Below are 16,323 nucleotides of genomic sequence, written 5' to 3'. Positions count from 1 at the left end.
AACAAACTTAGCGATAAAGGGGCGAGTACTTTGGCAAAAACGATTGCGATTTTTAATCAAAAAGGCGGGGTGGGAAAAACCACCACCAATGTCAACTTAAGTGCTTCAATTGCAGAAGTGGGAAACAAGGTTCTGGTAATTGATATTGATCCCCAAGGGAATACCACCAGCGGCTTCGGACTGCAAAAAGATCACTTTGAACGAAACATCTATGATGTGATTATCAACGAAGAATCACTGGAAAATGTGGTGGTGGAGACGGAGTTTGAAAACATTTATCTTGTTCCCGCCAGTGGGAAACTGGCAGGGGCGGAAATTGAACTGGCTCAGGGGGAAAGTCGGGAGCTTCGACTAAAAAAAGCCCTGGAGGATTTTGACCAGGATTTTGATTATATTTTTATTGACTGTCCCCCTTCCTTAGGACTGTTGACCATCAATGCCCTGTCAGCGGCGGACAGTGTTTTAATCCCCATTCAGTGTGAGTATTACGCCCTGGAAGGAACCAGCCAACTGATGAATACCCTGGAACTGGTCCAGGAAAATCTCAATCCCGCCCTGGAAATCCAAGGAGTGGTTCTCAGCATGTTTGACGGCAGAACCAACCTGGGAATCCAAGTGGTGGAAGAAGTGAAAAAGTACTTCAGGGGGAAAGTGTACACCAGCATTATTCCCCGGAATATTCGATTGGCGGAAGCCCCAAGCTATGGAATGCCGGTGATTTACTACGACGGAAAATCCAAAGGGGCGGAGGCCTACCGGAATTTGGCGGAGGAGTTTTTAGATCTTGAAGAGGATGTGATCTAATGGCAGAGAAAACGAAGAAAAGAGCCCTGGGAAAAGGACTGGAAGCCTTAATTCCTAAATCTGCTTTACTGGAAAAGGAAAAGGAAGGGGAAAGCCCGGAGGGTACCCAAGAAATTCCCATGGAGAAAATCCGACCGAACCCACATCAACCGAGAAAAGAATTTACAAAGGAAAGTTTAGAGGAACTGATGGCCTCTATAGAAAAACACGGAGTCCTGCAGCCCATACTCGTATCCAGAGATACCAATAAAAAAGACACTTACGTAATTATTGCAGGGGAACGACGGTGGAGGGCCTGTAAAAATCTGAAACGGAAGAAGGTTCCGGCCCTGGTGAAAAACTTTACGGAACAGGAGCTATTAGAAGCGGCCTTAGTAGAGAACCTGCAGCGGGAAGATCTTAACGGCATAGAAGAAGGGAAAGCTTATGAGTACTTAATTGAACAATACAATCTGACGGCGAATCACCTGGGAGAGGCCTTAGGAAAAAGCCGATCTTATATTACCAATGTGCTTCGATTGTTGAAACTGGATCCTGAGGTGCAGCAAATGCTGACGGAAAATAAAATCACCTCCGGCCACGCTCGGGCTTTACTGGCATTGAAGGACAAGGATAAACAACGGGCCTGGGCCCTGAAAATTGAAAAAGAGGGACTGACCGTCAGACAAATTGAAAAATACATGCAAGAAGAGGGAACAAAGAAGGTTAAACGAAGGAAAAAGGATAAGGATTCAGAAATCCTCCACATGGAAGAGGAGCTAAAGGGGTATTTCGGAACCAAAGTAAATATTGTATCCGGTAAGAAAAAGGGAAAACTGGAGATTGAGTATTACAGTCCCCAGGACTTAGAGCGAATTCTCAGTCTTTTAAAAACCCAGTGAATGAAAGCTTAAGCACAACCTTGATCCTAGCCTTTATTTTAACCGGAGGGATCGTATCGTAGCAGGAAGTTGAGTAGGGGAGAAAAAAAGGATTCACAGAGGGGGGATGGGATGTGTGGAAAAAAATTTATTACGTAGACGCTTTTACCACAGCAATTTTCGGTGGAAATCCGGCGGGGGTTGTGATTGTCGATGAATTTTTACACCGGGATCTGATGCAAAAAATGGCCAAAGAACTGAACCTATCGGAAACCGTATTTATAAAGGTGGACCGGGAAAATCCCACCACCGTGGAAACCCGTTTTTTCACCCCGGTGACGGAAGTGGAACTCTGCGGCCATGCCACCCTTGCCGCCTTTTATGTTTTGGTTCAAGAGGGCTATATCCAAGAAAAGGGGCCAAGGTTTCACGTGAAACAAATAACCCTGCAGGGGGAACTCTCTGTGGAAATTATCAAAACCCAAGGGGACATCGAAGTTATTATGGACCAACAGCAACCTCAGCTGGTCTCGGAAAAAATCGACGGAAAACGGTTAAGCAGGATTATGGGAATTGAGGAGCAGGATATTGGGATTACAGAACATAAGGGCTTCAAAGGGGAACTGAAGCCCGGGATCGCCAGCACAGGCTTAAAGGATTTGATTGTCCCCCTGAAAAGCCTTGAAATTCTAAAAAAAATCACCATTGACGAAGAGAAACTCAAAACTTACAGTGAAGAACTGGGGGTTGTGGGCATCCACGCCTTTACACTGGAAACCCTTAGAGGAAACACCGCCCATACCCGGAATTTTGCACCCCTGGTGGGGATATCGGAAGAAGCGGCAACGGGAACGGCCAACGGTGCCCTGGGTTATTACCTGGTAAAAAATAAGCTTGTCAATTTAACCGATGAACAAGAGATCTCCCTTTCCTTTGAACAGGGGGATTTTATGGAGCGTTCCAGCGAAATTCAATGCTATATCCGTAAGTCGGAGGAAGGCTACCGGATAAAAGTCGGAGGCAAAGCTCGAATCTGTATTAAAGGAGAAATCCAACTGCCGGAAAACAGTTAAGACGACCCAAGGTCTAAAAAGCAAAGAAATGAGGGATACTATGCTATATTTTGATTATGGAGCAACCTCTTACCCAAAACCGAAAAGGGTGATCGAAGGAGCTCTTCGGGCAATGGAAAGCCTCGGTGCAAACCCGGGGAGATCGGGACATCAGATGGCGCTTAGGGCCAGTCGGGAAATTTTCGATGCCCGGGAAGTCGTGGCGAAATTTTTTAATATTAAGGATCCGAAACAAGTAATTTTCACCAGCAGCTGCACGGAATCCTTAAATCTTGGGATCAAAGGGGTGTTAAACAAAGGGGATCATGTAATAACCACTTCCATGGAGCACAATTCCGTTCTTCGTCCTATTAAAGCCATGGAAGTAGAGGGGGTGGAAAATACCATCATTCCCTGCAACAAAGATGGAAGTCTTCCCCTGGAGAAGGTGGATCAAAGCATTAAAGTAAATACAAAACTGATCGTAATGACCCACAGCTCAAACCTGACGGGAACCCTAATGCCTGTGGAGGAAGTGGGAAAAATCGCAAGGGAGCGGGGCATTCTTTTTTGTGTGGATGCGGCCCAAACCGCGGGAGTATATCCCATTGATGTGGAAAAAATGTATATTGATCTGCTGGCGGCCCCGGGACACAAGGGATTACTCGGTCCCCAGGGAACAGGAATTTTATACATTAAGGAAAACCTTCATTTAAAAACCTTAAAAGAAGGGGGCACCGGCAGCAAATCCCAGGATCTTATTCAACCGGAAATTTTACCGGACCGATATGAAAGCGGCACGCCGAATACCCCGGGAATCGTAGGGCTAAAAGAAGGCATCGGATACATCCTGGAAAAAGGAAGAGCAAATATTTTAAGCCATGAAGAGTCTTTGATAAAGTACTTTCTTGAAGAAGTGGAAAAACTGGATTTTATTGAAGTGTATGGACCCAAGGATTGTAAAAAACAATCCCCTGTGGTAGCATTGAATTTTCGAGGGATGGACTCCTCAGAAATGGCCTATATCCTGGACAGCATGTTCAACATCGCCGTAAGGCCGGGGCTGCACTGCGCACCCTTGGCCCACCAAACCATAGGCACCTTAGAGCAGGGAGTGGTCCGTTTCAGCTTTGGATACAACACGACGCTGGAAGAGGTCAAAGAAGGAATTGAAGCGATTAAGTCCATAGGAACAGAACTGTAGACCGACGTTCGCTACAGTGGGTAAAATGAAGAAAAGAAAGGGAAATGTTTATGGAAGCAATGATAAATTATCTAGAAACCAATACGATCCAGGTACTGATGATCATGGCCCTTCTTCAGGCACTGTTGGTCCTTCTTTGGATAAGAAACACGGTAAAAATGAAGAAAATGATAAAAAACTATGAGGAATTTTTACGGGGAACGGATAAAACCAATCTGGAAGCGATGCTGAGGGACCATGTACAAAAGGTGGAGAAAACCCAGGAAGTTCTAAATACCCAGAAAAAGGAGCTTCACCGCTTGGAAAAAGGAGCGGCAAATTGTATCCAAAAAGTGCACACCAAGCGCTACAATGCCTTTGACAATACCGGCAACGACTTGAGTTATTCCACCGCTTTTTTAGACGCTTATAATTCCGGTCTTGTGTTGACCGGGATCTATGGAAGGGATTACGCCGCCTCCTATGTAAAAGCTATTGAACAGGGTTTGGCAAAGCAGGTATTGTCCAGGGAAGAAAATGAAGCCTTGGAGGCTGCCATGAAACAGGATTGTTGGATCCGAAGCCCGGGGAAAGAATAAAAGGGTTTCCATGGAACCCCCGGCAAGAGAATAAAAGAAATGAAGGTGACTATAATGGCCCACAAAGCCCTATATCGAAAATGGAGACCGGAAATATTTGAAGATCTCATTGGTCAGGAACCCATCGTAACCACTTTAAAGAATCAAATTCAAAGCGGACAAATAGCCCATGCCTATCTTTTTACCGGCACGAGAGGCACAGGAAAAACCTCTACGGCGAAAGTTTTTGCCAAAACCGTGAACTGCGAAAATCCCGCAGAAAACAATCCCTGTAATCAATGTGAGACATGCATAGGAATCACAGAGGAAAAAATTATGGATGTGATGGAAATAGACGCCGCATCCAATAACGGTGTGGAAAACATCCGGGAAATCCGAGAAAATGTTAAATACCATCCTTCCAAAGGAAAATACAAAGTCTATATTATTGATGAGGTCCATATGTTATCCCAGGGGGCTTTTAATGCCCTGCTGAAAACCCTGGAAGAGCCGCCGGCCCATGTAATTTTCATCTTAGCCACAACGGAACCCAGGAAAATACCCGCAACGATTTTATCCCGGTGTCAACGCTACGACTTCAAACCCGTAACCATTGATAACATTCAAAAGCGATTAATCTTTATTCTGGATTCCATGGAAATCGAGTTTGAAAAAGAGGCCCTTAGAATCATTTCCGTAAGCGCGGAAGGGGCTTTAAGGGACGCCCTTAGCATTCTTGAACAAAGTGTACAGTGGGAACAGCAGCGTTTGACCACGGAAGGAGTGGTAGACACCCTGGGCATTGTTCCCGAGGAGCAGTTGTACGAAACCATTGAAGCCCTACGAAACAACAAGTTGGAAGAAGTGCTTGAAGTCTTGGAAACCGGAGGAAGACAAGGCAAGGACGTTGTTCATTTCACTAAGGATCTGATTCAATATCTTCGAAAACTACTAATGGCCAAGGTAGGGGTTGAACTTGAACAATTCTCCACCATGCCCAAGGATTTTCTTGAGCGGTTGAAAGTCCAGAGTCAGCAGTTATCCAGTGAATGGATCACTGAAAATTTAGAGGGGCTATCGGCCTTAGAGGGAAAAATGAAGTGGACCGGTCAGCCGCGGATCCTACTGGAGGTTTTCCTGGTGGGGATCTGTAAAAGCACCACCGCCCTAAGTTCTAAAGAAAAGGAAGGGGCACCGGATGTTCAGGAACTTGCAAAGCGGATCCAAAAACTGGAAGGGATCCTGGAAGGAAGAGGGATGGAAGAGAAGCCCCTGAGGACTCAATCTCGGGAGGCTACGGAAAAACCTGGGGAGACTACCAAAAAACCCGGGGAAAGGAAGAAACCTTCTTTTGATGCCGGTGGAAAAGATACCGGCAGAAAAATAGCAAAAGAAGAGAAGGTTCAAAAGAAGGAATCTGTGCCGGTGAAAAACCCTGGGGAAGGGGCCTTTCCGGACCGGGAAAAGATTCAAAAACACTGGCAGGATATTTTACAAACCCTGAAAAAAGAGAAAAAAGCCCAACTGGAAGCTTTGCTGAAAGAAGGGGAAATCCTGGGGACCGACAATGAAAAGCTTATTCTGGGCTTTGAAAAGGGTTTCGGTTTTCATCGGGAAGCCCTGGATAAAAAAGAAAAGAAAACCCAAATTGTCGATGTGATTCAACGAATCACAGGAGAAACCGTGGGATTAAAACTGATTATGAAAGGGGAGGAACTTCCCCAAAACCCCGGGGGCAACGCAGAACAAAAGCTTGTGGAAACCCTCCCGGAGGGTCTCGTTGAATTTAGGGATGATTAGAAAAAACGAATGTGGTATAATATAAAAAATTGAGTAGATACTAAAGGAGGAAAAAACATGGGAAAAAAAGGATTTAAAGGCGGCGGAATGCCGAATATGGGAAATATGATGAAACAGGCACAAAAGATGCAAAAAGAGATGAAGGAAAAGCAGGCGGAAATTGAAAAAAAAGAGATTGAAACCACCGCCGGAGGTGGCGCCGTCAAGGTGACCATTAACGGAAAAAAAGAAATTCTGGGCATGGAAATCGACAAGGATGTGGTGGATCCCGAGGATGTGGAAATGCTTCAAGACTTGATTATGGCAGCGGTAAACGAAGCCATCAGAAATGCGGAGGATATGATGAATCAGGAGATGGAAAAAATCTCCGGACAAATGAATATGCCGGGAATGTTTTAGAGGAAAAAATACAAAGATGCAGGTGAGACCATGAATTATTATTCAGCACCGATTGAAAGTCTGATAGAAGCCTTCGCAAAGTTACCTGGAGTGGGAAAAAAGACTGCTCAGCGATTAGCCTTTCATGTTCTGGATATGCAGGAGCAGGAAGTGGAAAAGCTTTCCGAGGCCATTATTACAGCAAAAAGAAGCATACGATATTGCAAATTCTGCACTAACATCACGGATCAGGAAGTTTGCTCGATTTGCAGCGATGCTCATCGGGATGCTTCCATCATCTGTGTAACCGAGGATCCCCGGGATGTGGTGGCCATGGAAAAGACCAAGGAATACAAAGGGCTTTACCATGTCCTTCACGGAGCGATTTCTCCCCTGGAGGGGATCGGCCCCGAGGAAATCAAAATCAAGGAACTGCTCACCCGTGTGCAACAAGGGGAGGCCAAGGAAATTATCCTGGCCACCAATCCCAATATTGAAGGAGAAGCCACGGCCATGTATATCTCCAAACTAATTAAACCCATGGGAATTCGAGTTTCGAGAATCGCCCATGGAATTCCCGTGGGAGGAGATTTGGAATACATCGATGAAGTAACGCTGTCAAAGGCGATGGAAGGGAGACGGGAAGTCTAATGGAACTACAATTGATTATCTTCGCAGCCCTGGGGATTTTAATCTTATTTGTATTGTTAAAGCTCCTGGCAGTACCGATGAAAATTGCAGTAAAGTTAATATGGAACGGGGTCATTGGAGCAATCACCCTATTGATTTTCAACTGGATCGGCGGTTACTTTGATATAGCCATAGAAATAGAACCGATTAATGCCTTAATCGTTGGAATATTTGGGGTCCCTGGAATCATCGCACTGTTGATTCTACAAAACCTGTAATGTAAATTGCAGGTTCTTTTATTTTCAAGGAACGAAAATTATAGTATAATAGGAATACTAAAGAATTTCAAATAACTGGGAGGAGAATTTCGTGAAAATAGGCCTTCGGGTAATTAAGACTGGGATTGCCGTCTTCGTGAGCATTCTCTTAGGAAATTTATTAGGGATCGAGTACCCTTTTTATACGGTGATTGCCGTGGTGATTGTGATGCAGCCAACAGTAATTGACACATGGAAATTTGGAATGAACCGTATGATGGGCACTACCGCCGGTGCGGTTTTAGGGGTGATATTAGCCCTGCTGCTGCCCCATAATCCCATTGTAGGAGCCATAGGATTTATTGCCTTGATCACCTTGATGAACTGGATAAAAAAAGGGGAATCCATTTCCATTGGTGCCGTCGTGTTTGCCAGTGTATATTTAAGCGAAGTGCTGTCCACCCAGGAACATATTCGTTATGCGGGGGAAAGACTCTTTGAGACTTTTTTGGGTATTATGGTGGCGGTGGCGGTGAATTATCTGGTGTTTCCTCCGAATTATGATCAAAAAGTTATTGTGGAAAGTCGAAAAACTTCAAAGGATTTATGGAAATACAGCTTAATACTGATCGACTTCTTCCTCCAGGAGGAAAAACGATACACCGCCCTGGATGAACAGGAAAAGAAGGTGGTTCAGGAACTGGAAATTTCAGAAAAATTTCTGGAACTGCAACGAAAAGAAGAAGAGATTAAAATTCATGGAGAGTTTCGCACCCGGGATACGATCATTACCCTGCGTCTGGAACGGGAAATCTATCAGCACCTGCAAAGCATGCATCAGGTTATGGACCGGGGGATCAAAAAAGAAACCATGGATCTTGTGGAACTGGATATGAAACTGGTTCGGGAAATGCTGGGGAATATCCATAATATGGAGGAGCAAATCCTCAATCAAAATATCCGGGAAACCATTGATCTGGAACCGATTATTGAAAAGCTTCGGGAGATGAAAAAAAAGGTAAAGAATCATAAGGATTTAAACCGTTACCCCACGGATGAGATGATCAAACTGATCGTTTTCATTTACAACCTTGAACAAAGTCTTTCGAAAATCAATCTGATCCCGGATTATTAAAGTAAGTTAAATAAAGTAAGTTTAAGAAGAAACTACAGGAGTGATGGTTATGAACCTGCTATCGGATCGAAAAGCCCTAATTGAAGCCTCACTAATGGCAACGATCTCTTCGTTTTTCGTCATTAGTTTTATCTATATTCCTTTTTTATCCCTGCTGTTGATACTGCTTCCGGTACCCTTTTTGGTACTGGCCACCCGCCACGGGAACCGCTATGTGGTATACAGCTTTTTTATCACAAGTGTCATCGTAGGAGCCTTAACCGGTATTATTTACCCGGTTTTCATCGTTCTGATCTTCGGGCCGATGACCTTGATCATGGGTTATTTTTTTAAGAGAAAGGCCAGTGCCTATCATGTGATCGGTGTAGGCACCTTGGTTTCCATTTTATCCATTTTCATTACGATACAGTTAGTGGACTGGGTGGCAGGCATTTACGTCATCGATGAACTGATTCAAATGCTACAGTCGGTAATTGATCACCAAGTAGCCGCCCTAGAGAATATGAGTATTGAGGCGATTTCCAGGGAGGAGATCCTTTCCTATTTCGTGATTATTATTCCCGGAGCCTTTGTGGTCCAGTCTCTGCTGATATGTTTCTTGAATTACTATATGACCGCGGCGGTACTGAAACGGTTAGGGGTGGAACAACAGGAATTACCGGAATTCAGTAATTTTCGATGGCCGGGAAACATTGTGTTAGGCTCCTTTATCATCTTTACCATGAGCTTTGCCAGCCGGTTTATCGAAGGGATTTATGCCGAAACCTTGCTGACCAATATCACACTGATTTTTGCCTTTGTATTTTTTCTACAGGGGATTGCCTTTATCAGCTTTTTCATCAAGAAAACCCGGATCAACAAACCTTTGAGAATGATTATCCTGGGAATTATTGTGATCTTAAGTCCCCTATTGACCATTGTGGCCTTCATGGGACTGGTGGATGCCTTATTTGATATGAGAAAACTGAAAAAGTCCGGGGCATAGGTTCTTAAAAACCCAAAGAAGGTTCAAGAGAAATTTGAATCTCACAAAGAGAGGTTAAACCATGAAAAACCGAAAGATATTTCAACTATTTATGCCGGATACGAAAATCTATCTGATTATCATCGCTTTTCTTATTTTCTTCCTATCCCTTTACAATCATTGGCTGGGAATTTTTGGCGTGTTTCTGTTGGTGTTTTTGATTTATCATCATCTGAAAGTCCACAACTTAAAAAAACAGGAATGGGAAAAATACATGGAAGGACTTTTTTCAGATATTGATTCCGCCACGAAACAAGCCATTTTAAACATTCCGATTCCTTTTACCATTGTGGAGCTTGACGGAACCATCCATTGGTATAACGGTAAATTTATCGAGACCCTGGAAGAGAAGAATATCTTCGGAAAAAATGTGGAAGAACTGGTGCCGGATATTAAAATTGAAGACCTGTTAGAGGAAAATCGGAAGGGCGAGGAGCACAAGGCGTTCATCAATGTACAGGTGAAGGATCGACACTATAAGCTCTTGTATAATATTGCCCGGGTGTCCGAAGAGAATATGGGCAACCGAAAGTATATTATGGTGCTTTATTTCATTGAAATTAGCAACTATGAACGCTTAAAGAAAAAATACAACGAAGAAAAACTGGCCATTGCCCTGGTACAGGTAGACAATTACGATGAGGTAATGCAGGATACGGAAGAGGAACGAAGACCCCTGGTTACCGCGGAAATTGATCACCGGGTCAAGCGCTGGGCCAACAGTCAACGGGGATTTTTTAGGAAATACACCACGGATAAATTCATTGTAGGCTTTGAAGCCCAGTATTTAGAAAAGCTTGAAGCTAAGAAGTTTGAGATTCTGGATCAGATACGGAAAATTGAAATGGGCAACAAAATCCCCATCACCTTAAGCATCGGTGTGGGCACGAATGGGAAAACCCCCCTGGAGATCGCCGACTTTGCCAATGCGGCCAAGGATCTGGCCCTAGGCCGGGGAGGAGACCAGGCGGTGGTTAAGAAAAATGACTATATTTCCTTTTACGGGGGAAGAACTTCGGCGGTGGAAAAAACCACAAAGGTTAAATCCCGGGTGATTGCCTATGCCCTTCGAAGACTGATGGATCAGTCGGACAACGTTTTTATCATGGGGCATAAAAATGCGGATATGGATGCCCTGGGCGCAGCCATGGGGGTCTATCGAGGGGCAAAAAATCGGGAGCGAGAGGCCTATATTGTTTTAAATGAGAGCAATTCCAGTATTGAACGGCTGTATAATAAAGCAATGGAACGAAAGGACTATCGCCGAGATATTATTACCTGTGAGGAAGCCCTGAGTAAAATGGAGCGAAACTCTTTGTTGATTGTGGTGGATACTCACCGACCAAGCTTCACCGAATGCCCCGAGGCCCTGAAACTGACGAAAAACATCGTGGTCATTGATCATCACCGCAGGGTTACGGATTTTATCGATGAGACCGTACTGACCTACCATGAAACCTACGTATCCTCAACCAGTGAACTGGTAACAGAGATTCTTTCTTATATGGACAGCCGGATGAACATCGATGAAATTGAGGCCAACGCCCTGCTGGCGGGCATCGCCCTGGATACCAAAAACTTTTCCTTTAAAACCGGGGTTCGAACCTTTGAAGCCGCCTCTCTCCTTCGACGGGCCGGCGCCGACACCATTGAGGTGAAGCAATATTTTCAAGACAGTATAGAGACGATTTTAAACAAAAGCGAAGTACTGAAAAGGGCGGAAATCTTCAGGGAGGAAGTGGCCATTTCCATTTCCGAAGACGGAGATAATCCCCAACTCTTAGCCGCCCAAGCGGCGGATGAACTCCTGAATATAAAAAATGTGACCGCAGGATTCGTTTTAGGAAAAAAAGGGGACGGGGAGATTTTCATCAGCGGACGTTCCATGGGCAAGATCAATGTACAGGTCATCCTGGAGAAATTGGGAGGCGGCGGCCACTTAGCCGTGGCCGGAGCCCAGTTGCAGGATAGTTCCCTGGATTCCGCAAAAGAGCAGTTAAAAGAAGCAATTGAAGAATATTTTCAGGAGGGTGATAAAAAATGAAGGTAATACTACAAAAAAATGTGAAAAGCTTAGGAAATGCGGGAGATATGGTAGAGGTTAACGACGGATACGCAAGAAATTACCTGTTTCCCAAGGAGTTGGCAAAACCGGCGACGGAAGGCAATGTAAAAAATCTAAAGAAACAAAAGAAGGCGGAGGAAAAGAAAAAGCAGGCGGAAATTGATCGGGCCCGGGCCCTGGCGGAAAAACTTGATAAAAGTCCTGTGGAAATTGAAACCAAGGCGGGAGAAGGCGGCCGGTTATTCGGTTCTGTTACCTCCAAGGAAATCAGTGAAGAACTGCAAAAACAGCATAATATCAAAATCGATAAACGAAAAATCAATTTAAAGGATCCGATTAAAAGTCTTGGGGTAACCAATGTCGAGGTCAAGGTGTACCCGAACATCACCGGAACCCTTAAAGTCCATGTAAAGGAACAATAAAATGGCAGAGGAATTAACATTCGGAAAACTTCCCCCCCACAGCATTGATGCGGAACAGTCGGTCCTCGGTTCCATGCTCCTGGACCGGGAGGCTACCATCGTAGCTTTGGAAATTGTCCGTCCCGATGATTTTTATAAGGCCGCCCATGGGGATATTTTCGACAGCATCGTAACGCTGTTTAATCGAAATGAGCCGGTGGATTTAGTGACCTTAACCGAAGAACTACGAAAACGGGAAAAGCTGGAGACTGTGGGAGGGATTCAATACCTCACCAGTCTATCCTCCAGTGTACCCGTAGCCTCTAACGTGAAACACTATGCGGTGATTGTGGAGGAAAAGGCTACGCTTCGAAGGTTGATCCGAGCCTCGGAAGAAATTGTAACCCTGGGCTACAACTCGGATATTGAAGTTCCCGAACTCTTGGAAAAAGCCCAGAAAAACATCTATGATATTTCTCAGTACCGGGCAAGGGAAGGGTTTGTACCCATTAAGGAAGTGCTGAATACCACCTTTGATAATATCGAACTGCTGTATCAAAGTGACAAAACCATTACGGGTACCACTTCGGGATTCATTGACATTGATAAAAAATTAAACGGTTTTCATAAATCGGATCTGATTCTCATTGCCGCCAGGCCCGCCATGGGAAAATCCGCCTTTGCTTTGAACCTCGCCCAAAGTGCGGCGATCAAAGAAGGGAATGCGGTGGCGGTGTTCAGTCTGGAAATGTCCAAAGAGCAGCTGATGCTTCGTATGCTTTCATCCGAGTCCATGGTGGACCTGAGCAATATTCAAACGGGAAATCTGAATGAAGAGGAATGGGGAAAAATTGCGCGGGCCATGGTACCCTTGTCCCAAGCCGAAATTCACTTCGATGATACCCCGGGGGTTTCGGTTACGGAAATGCGGTCAAAGTGTCGAAGATTAAAGATGGAAAGCGGTCTGGATTTAGTACTTATTGACTACCTGCAACTGATGCAGGGCGACGGTAAGATTGAAAATCGGCAACAGGAAATTTCCGCCATATCCCGTAATCTGAAAATCATGGCCAAGGAACTTAACTGCCCGGTTATTGCCCTGTCCCAGCTTTCCCGGGCACCGGAACTTCGCTCGGACCATCGCCCGATTCTATCGGATCTTCGTGAATCCGGAGCCATCGAACAGGACGCGGACCTGGTGATGTTTTTGTACCGGGATGAGTATTACCATGAAGACAGTGAAAAGCAAAACCTGGCAGAGGTAATCGTAGCAAAACATCGACATGGAGAGACCGGTACCGTGGAACTCCGATGGTCGGGGAATATCCAAAAGTTTCTGGATTATGATAGATTTCATGAAGAACCGTAAATTGGTGCTTTTGATACTAATGGGGGGAATCCATTGTTAATAATTGGGGAAAACTTGTATATTAGAAGATTGAAGCGAGAAGATGTGGATCAATTGAAACACTGGGGGACCCATCGGGACCCTTTATTTGAAACCTATAATTTCCCAAAAACCAATGAACGATATCGAGATTACTGGTACAAAGAAAAACAGGGAAAGTTTTTTCGCAGGATTTTCGGGGTTTTTTTAGAGGATGGAAGGCTTGTGGGCTATATTACCTTAAAAAGCATCCGGTGGATTCGTAAAAAGGCGGAACTAGGGGTGGTGTTTGATCCCAAGGAGCTGGACAAGGGTTTTGGAAAAGAGGCCCTGGAAGTATTTCTTCACTATTGGTTCAGGAAAAAAAACTTTAAGGAGATTTATTTGATCGTAGGAGCTTTTAATAAGCGGGCCAAAAAAGTTTATGAAAACCTGGGATTTGTTAAGGAATACGAGTGCTGGGAATCCTTCGAAAATCCAAAGATTACACCGGAAATTTTACAAAGGGTGGGATACGAAGAGGAATTTTTTAAGATTTATAAAGAAGAAGTGTACTGTAAATATGAGCGCATGTATATAAAACCGGAAAATATCCACAATATCCACAAAAAGTCTTGATAATTTGTGGATAACCCATTATTTTTGGGGACAATTTTCAGAAAAGCCCTGAGAGCCGGAGGATATCCATCAAAAACTGTGGATAGACCGGGTGAAAACTTATACATTTATCAACAGCGAAAAATATCCAGCAGTCTTCAAAGGAAAAGAATATTGATAAATTTGATCAGAAATGTTAAGATTAATTAAGCTTAAACAGGCGCATAAAATAGGCATAACTATATATAAGGAGGATTACAATGACGAAAATCACAAAGGAAATGACCATCATGGATGTACTGAAAATGGACCAGGGCTTAGCTGAAATTTTCATGAAGCATGGACTGCATTGTCTGGGTTGCCCCGGAGCCACGATGGAAAGCATCGAAGATGCAGGAAAAGTTCACGGAATCGATTCCGATAAACTTGTAGCAGAGCTAAATGAATACATGGAAAGTAAATAAGGGGAAAAACCCGATCGGAAGAAAAGCCTGTGAATAGTCATAGGCTTTTTTTTATGGAGATAAATATATACGGATTTTAACGAATGATAAATATAAAATAACGTTTATTGTACGTATTTTATTGATTTATTGTTAATTTTATGATAGGATGTTAAAGAAATTAATGCAATTAATGCAAAGGAGAGGATCAAATGCCTTCAGTAGTGATCGTAGGAGCCCAATGGGGGGATGAAGGAAAAGGAAAAATCATCGATTATCTCGCCGGTGAGTCGGATCTGGTTGTTCGAGCGCAAGGCGGAAATAATGCGGGACATACCGTAATTGTAGGAGAGAAGAAATACTCTTTTCATCTTTTACCCTCAGGGGTGTTATACGGAGATAAGCTAAATATCATCGGAAATGGCGTGGCCTTTGATCCTGAAGGATTTATAAAGGAGATAAATAAGCTGGAAGCAAACGGTTTTTCCCCGGAAAATATCCGAATTGATGAGCGAGCCCATGTGATTTTTCCCTATCATAAAAAAATTGACGCCTTAGAGGAAGCCGCCCGAGGAGAAGAGAAGATCGGAACCACCCAAAAGGGAATCGGTCCTTGCTATATGGATAAAATTCAACGCTCGGGTCTTCGGGTGGGGGATCTTATCGATCCCGAGCTTCTGTGGGAGCGCTTAAGCTATCAAGTACCGAAAAAAAATGAAATTCTGGAAAAACTATACCAGAGCCCGGGCTATGACCTGGAAGTTCTATATCGGCAGTACCGGGAATATGGAGAAAAAATCCGAAGATTTGTGACGGATACCACGATACTCACCCACGAAGCCTTAGAAGCAGACAAAAAAGTTTTGTTTGAAGGAGCCCAGGGAACGCTGCTGGATTTGGATCTGGGAACCTACCCCTATGTAACCTCTTCCCATCCTACATCGGGAGGATTTCCTGTGGGAGCGGGGATTGGCCCGAATAAAATTCAGGAAGTTCTGGGCATCGTGAAGGCTTATACCACCCGGGTGGGACTGGGACCTTTTCCGACGGAACTGGATAATTCCATTGGAGAAGAAATTCGGCGGAAGGGCAAGGAATTCGGCACCACCACAGGTCGAGCAAGAAGATGCGGATGGCTGGACCTTGTGATGTTGAAATATACCGCCCGGGTAAATGGACTGACCGGGATCTCCTTAATGCTTCTAGATGTATTAAGCGGGTTCGACACAATCAAAGTCTGTGTAGGATATGAAGTGGATGGTGAAAAATCCTTGGACTTTCCCCCAAGTCTGAAGAAGCTGGGGAGGGTACAACCCGTTTATCAGAGCTTTCCCGGATGGAGTCAGGATTTATCTGAAGTCACAAGCTTTGAGGAGCTTCCCGGGGAAGCGAAGGAATACATCCGGTTTATCGAAGACTACTTGAAGATCCCCGTAAAGATGGTATCCGTCGGACCGGGAAGAAAACAAACGCTTGTTCGAGAGTCAGTTTATCAAAAATAGGCAAAGAAAGGCTTCTTCTTACGAGGAAGTCTTTTTTAGGGCTTGGAATCTTTGGAAAATTAGGAATACCCCCCGGGGAGAAAGAATGATCAAAAAAAGCATGTCAACCCTTTTAGAAAATGTCCTTAAATAGTTAAAACATAAGCACCAGATTGCTGGCGCTAATCGTGATTTTGTAAAATACAGAAATTACCAAGGTATAATGTTTTTGGGTAACCTTAATAAAC

At 44.2% G+C, this 16,323-nt stretch carries 17 protein-coding genes; all 17 read left to right on the top strand.

Annotated elements, in window-relative coordinates:
• Window positions 1-30 precede the first annotated feature (30 nt).
• The 17 genes from ISALK_RS12100 to ISALK_RS12020 all read left to right on the top strand — a co-directional run bounded on the left by ISALK_RS12100 (window position 31) and on the right by ISALK_RS12020 (window position 16,096).
• Complete coding sequence (locus ISALK_RS12100) at window positions 31-804, top strand: ParA family protein (RefSeq protein WP_160722664.1); 774 nt, start codon at window positions 31-33, stop codon at window positions 802-804.
• The gene (locus ISALK_RS12095; RefSeq protein WP_160722662.1) at window positions 804-1,685 is read left to right on the top strand and encodes a ParB/RepB/Spo0J family partition protein; all 882 of its coding nucleotides are present in this window, start codon (window positions 804-806) and stop codon (window positions 1,683-1,685) included. Before ISALK_RS12100 ends, ISALK_RS12095 begins: the two co-directional genes overlap by 1 nt.
• 113 nt (window positions 1,686-1,798) lie before the next feature.
• A complete protein-coding gene (locus ISALK_RS12090) occupies window positions 1,799-2,737 on the top strand; it encodes a PhzF family phenazine biosynthesis protein (RefSeq protein WP_160722660.1) in 939 nt (312 codons plus the stop codon).
• A 40-nt stretch (window positions 2,738-2,777) separates the two neighbouring features.
• A complete protein-coding gene (locus ISALK_RS12085; RefSeq protein WP_160722658.1) occupies window positions 2,778-3,920 on the top strand; it encodes an aminotransferase class V-fold PLP-dependent enzyme in 1,143 nt (380 codons plus the stop codon).
• Window positions 3,921-3,970: 50 nt separating this feature from the next.
• The gene (locus tag ISALK_RS12080; RefSeq protein ID WP_160722656.1) at window positions 3,971-4,498 is read left to right on the top strand and encodes a DUF4446 family protein; all 528 of its coding nucleotides are present in this window, start codon (window positions 3,971-3,973) and stop codon (window positions 4,496-4,498) included.
• A 39-nt stretch (window positions 4,499-4,537) separates the two neighbouring features.
• Window positions 4,538-6,277, top strand: coding sequence for a DNA polymerase III subunit gamma/tau (gene dnaX, locus ISALK_RS12075; protein ID WP_160722654.1), 1,740 nt, complete (start codon window positions 4,538-4,540; stop codon window positions 6,275-6,277).
• A 57-nt stretch (window positions 6,278-6,334) separates the two neighbouring features.
• On the top strand, window positions 6,335-6,676 hold the full coding sequence (locus ISALK_RS12070) for a YbaB/EbfC family nucleoid-associated protein (RefSeq protein ID WP_160722652.1): 342 nt from the start codon (window positions 6,335-6,337) through the stop codon (window positions 6,674-6,676).
• Window positions 6,677-6,706: 30 nt separating this feature from the next.
• The gene (gene recR, locus ISALK_RS12065) at window positions 6,707-7,306 is read left to right on the top strand and encodes a recombination mediator RecR (RefSeq protein WP_160722650.1); all 600 of its coding nucleotides are present in this window, start codon (window positions 6,707-6,709) and stop codon (window positions 7,304-7,306) included.
• Window positions 7,306-7,563, top strand: a complete 258-nt coding sequence (locus ISALK_RS12060; protein WP_160722648.1) for a pro-sigmaK processing inhibitor BofA family protein — start codon at window positions 7,306-7,308, stop codon at window positions 7,561-7,563. The genes recR and ISALK_RS12060 overlap by 1 nt, the downstream gene beginning before the upstream one ends.
• Before the next feature lie 91 nt (window positions 7,564-7,654).
• A complete protein-coding gene (locus ISALK_RS12055) occupies window positions 7,655-8,677 on the top strand; it encodes an aromatic acid exporter family protein (RefSeq protein ID WP_160722646.1) in 1,023 nt (340 codons plus the stop codon).
• Window positions 8,678-8,726: 49 nt separating this feature from the next.
• Window positions 8,727-9,662 carry a YybS family protein gene (locus ISALK_RS12050; protein WP_160722644.1) on the top strand — a complete coding sequence of 312 codons (936 nt, stop codon included), beginning with the start codon at window positions 8,727-8,729 and terminating at the stop codon, window positions 9,660-9,662.
• A gap of 61 nt (window positions 9,663-9,723) precedes the next feature.
• Window positions 9,724-11,745, top strand: a complete 2,022-nt coding sequence (locus ISALK_RS12045; RefSeq protein WP_160722642.1) for a DHH family phosphoesterase — start codon at window positions 9,724-9,726, stop codon at window positions 11,743-11,745.
• The gene (gene rplI / locus ISALK_RS12040) at window positions 11,742-12,188 is read left to right on the top strand and encodes a 50S ribosomal protein L9 (RefSeq protein ID WP_160722640.1); all 447 of its coding nucleotides are present in this window, start codon (window positions 11,742-11,744) and stop codon (window positions 12,186-12,188) included. The genes ISALK_RS12045 and rplI overlap by 4 nt, the downstream gene beginning before the upstream one ends.
• Window position 12,189: 1 nt before the next feature.
• Window positions 12,190-13,536 carry a replicative DNA helicase gene (dnaB, locus tag ISALK_RS12035; protein WP_160722638.1) on the top strand — a complete coding sequence of 449 codons (1,347 nt, stop codon included), beginning with the start codon at window positions 12,190-12,192 and terminating at the stop codon, window positions 13,534-13,536.
• A 33-nt stretch (window positions 13,537-13,569) separates the two neighbouring features.
• On the top strand, window positions 13,570-14,172 hold the full coding sequence (locus tag ISALK_RS12030; protein WP_160722636.1) for a GNAT family N-acetyltransferase: 603 nt from the start codon (window positions 13,570-13,572) through the stop codon (window positions 14,170-14,172).
• A 239-nt stretch (window positions 14,173-14,411) separates the two neighbouring features.
• Window positions 14,412-14,615, top strand: coding sequence for a DUF1858 domain-containing protein (locus ISALK_RS12025; protein WP_160722634.1), 204 nt, complete (start codon window positions 14,412-14,414; stop codon window positions 14,613-14,615).
• A 191-nt stretch (window positions 14,616-14,806) separates the two neighbouring features.
• Window positions 14,807-16,096 (top strand): adenylosuccinate synthase, encoded by a 1,290-nt coding sequence (locus ISALK_RS12020; RefSeq protein WP_160722632.1) that lies wholly within the window; start codon window positions 14,807-14,809, stop codon window positions 16,094-16,096.
• Window positions 16,097-16,323 lie beyond the last annotated feature (227 nt).

Source organism: Isachenkonia alkalipeptolytica, assembly GCF_009910325.1.
Classification (GTDB): Bacteria; Bacillota; Clostridia; order Peptostreptococcales; family T1SED10-28; genus Isachenkonia; species Isachenkonia alkalipeptolytica.
Note: the sequence above shows the minus strand (reverse complement) of the source record. Positions and strands in the feature narration are given on the sequence as shown.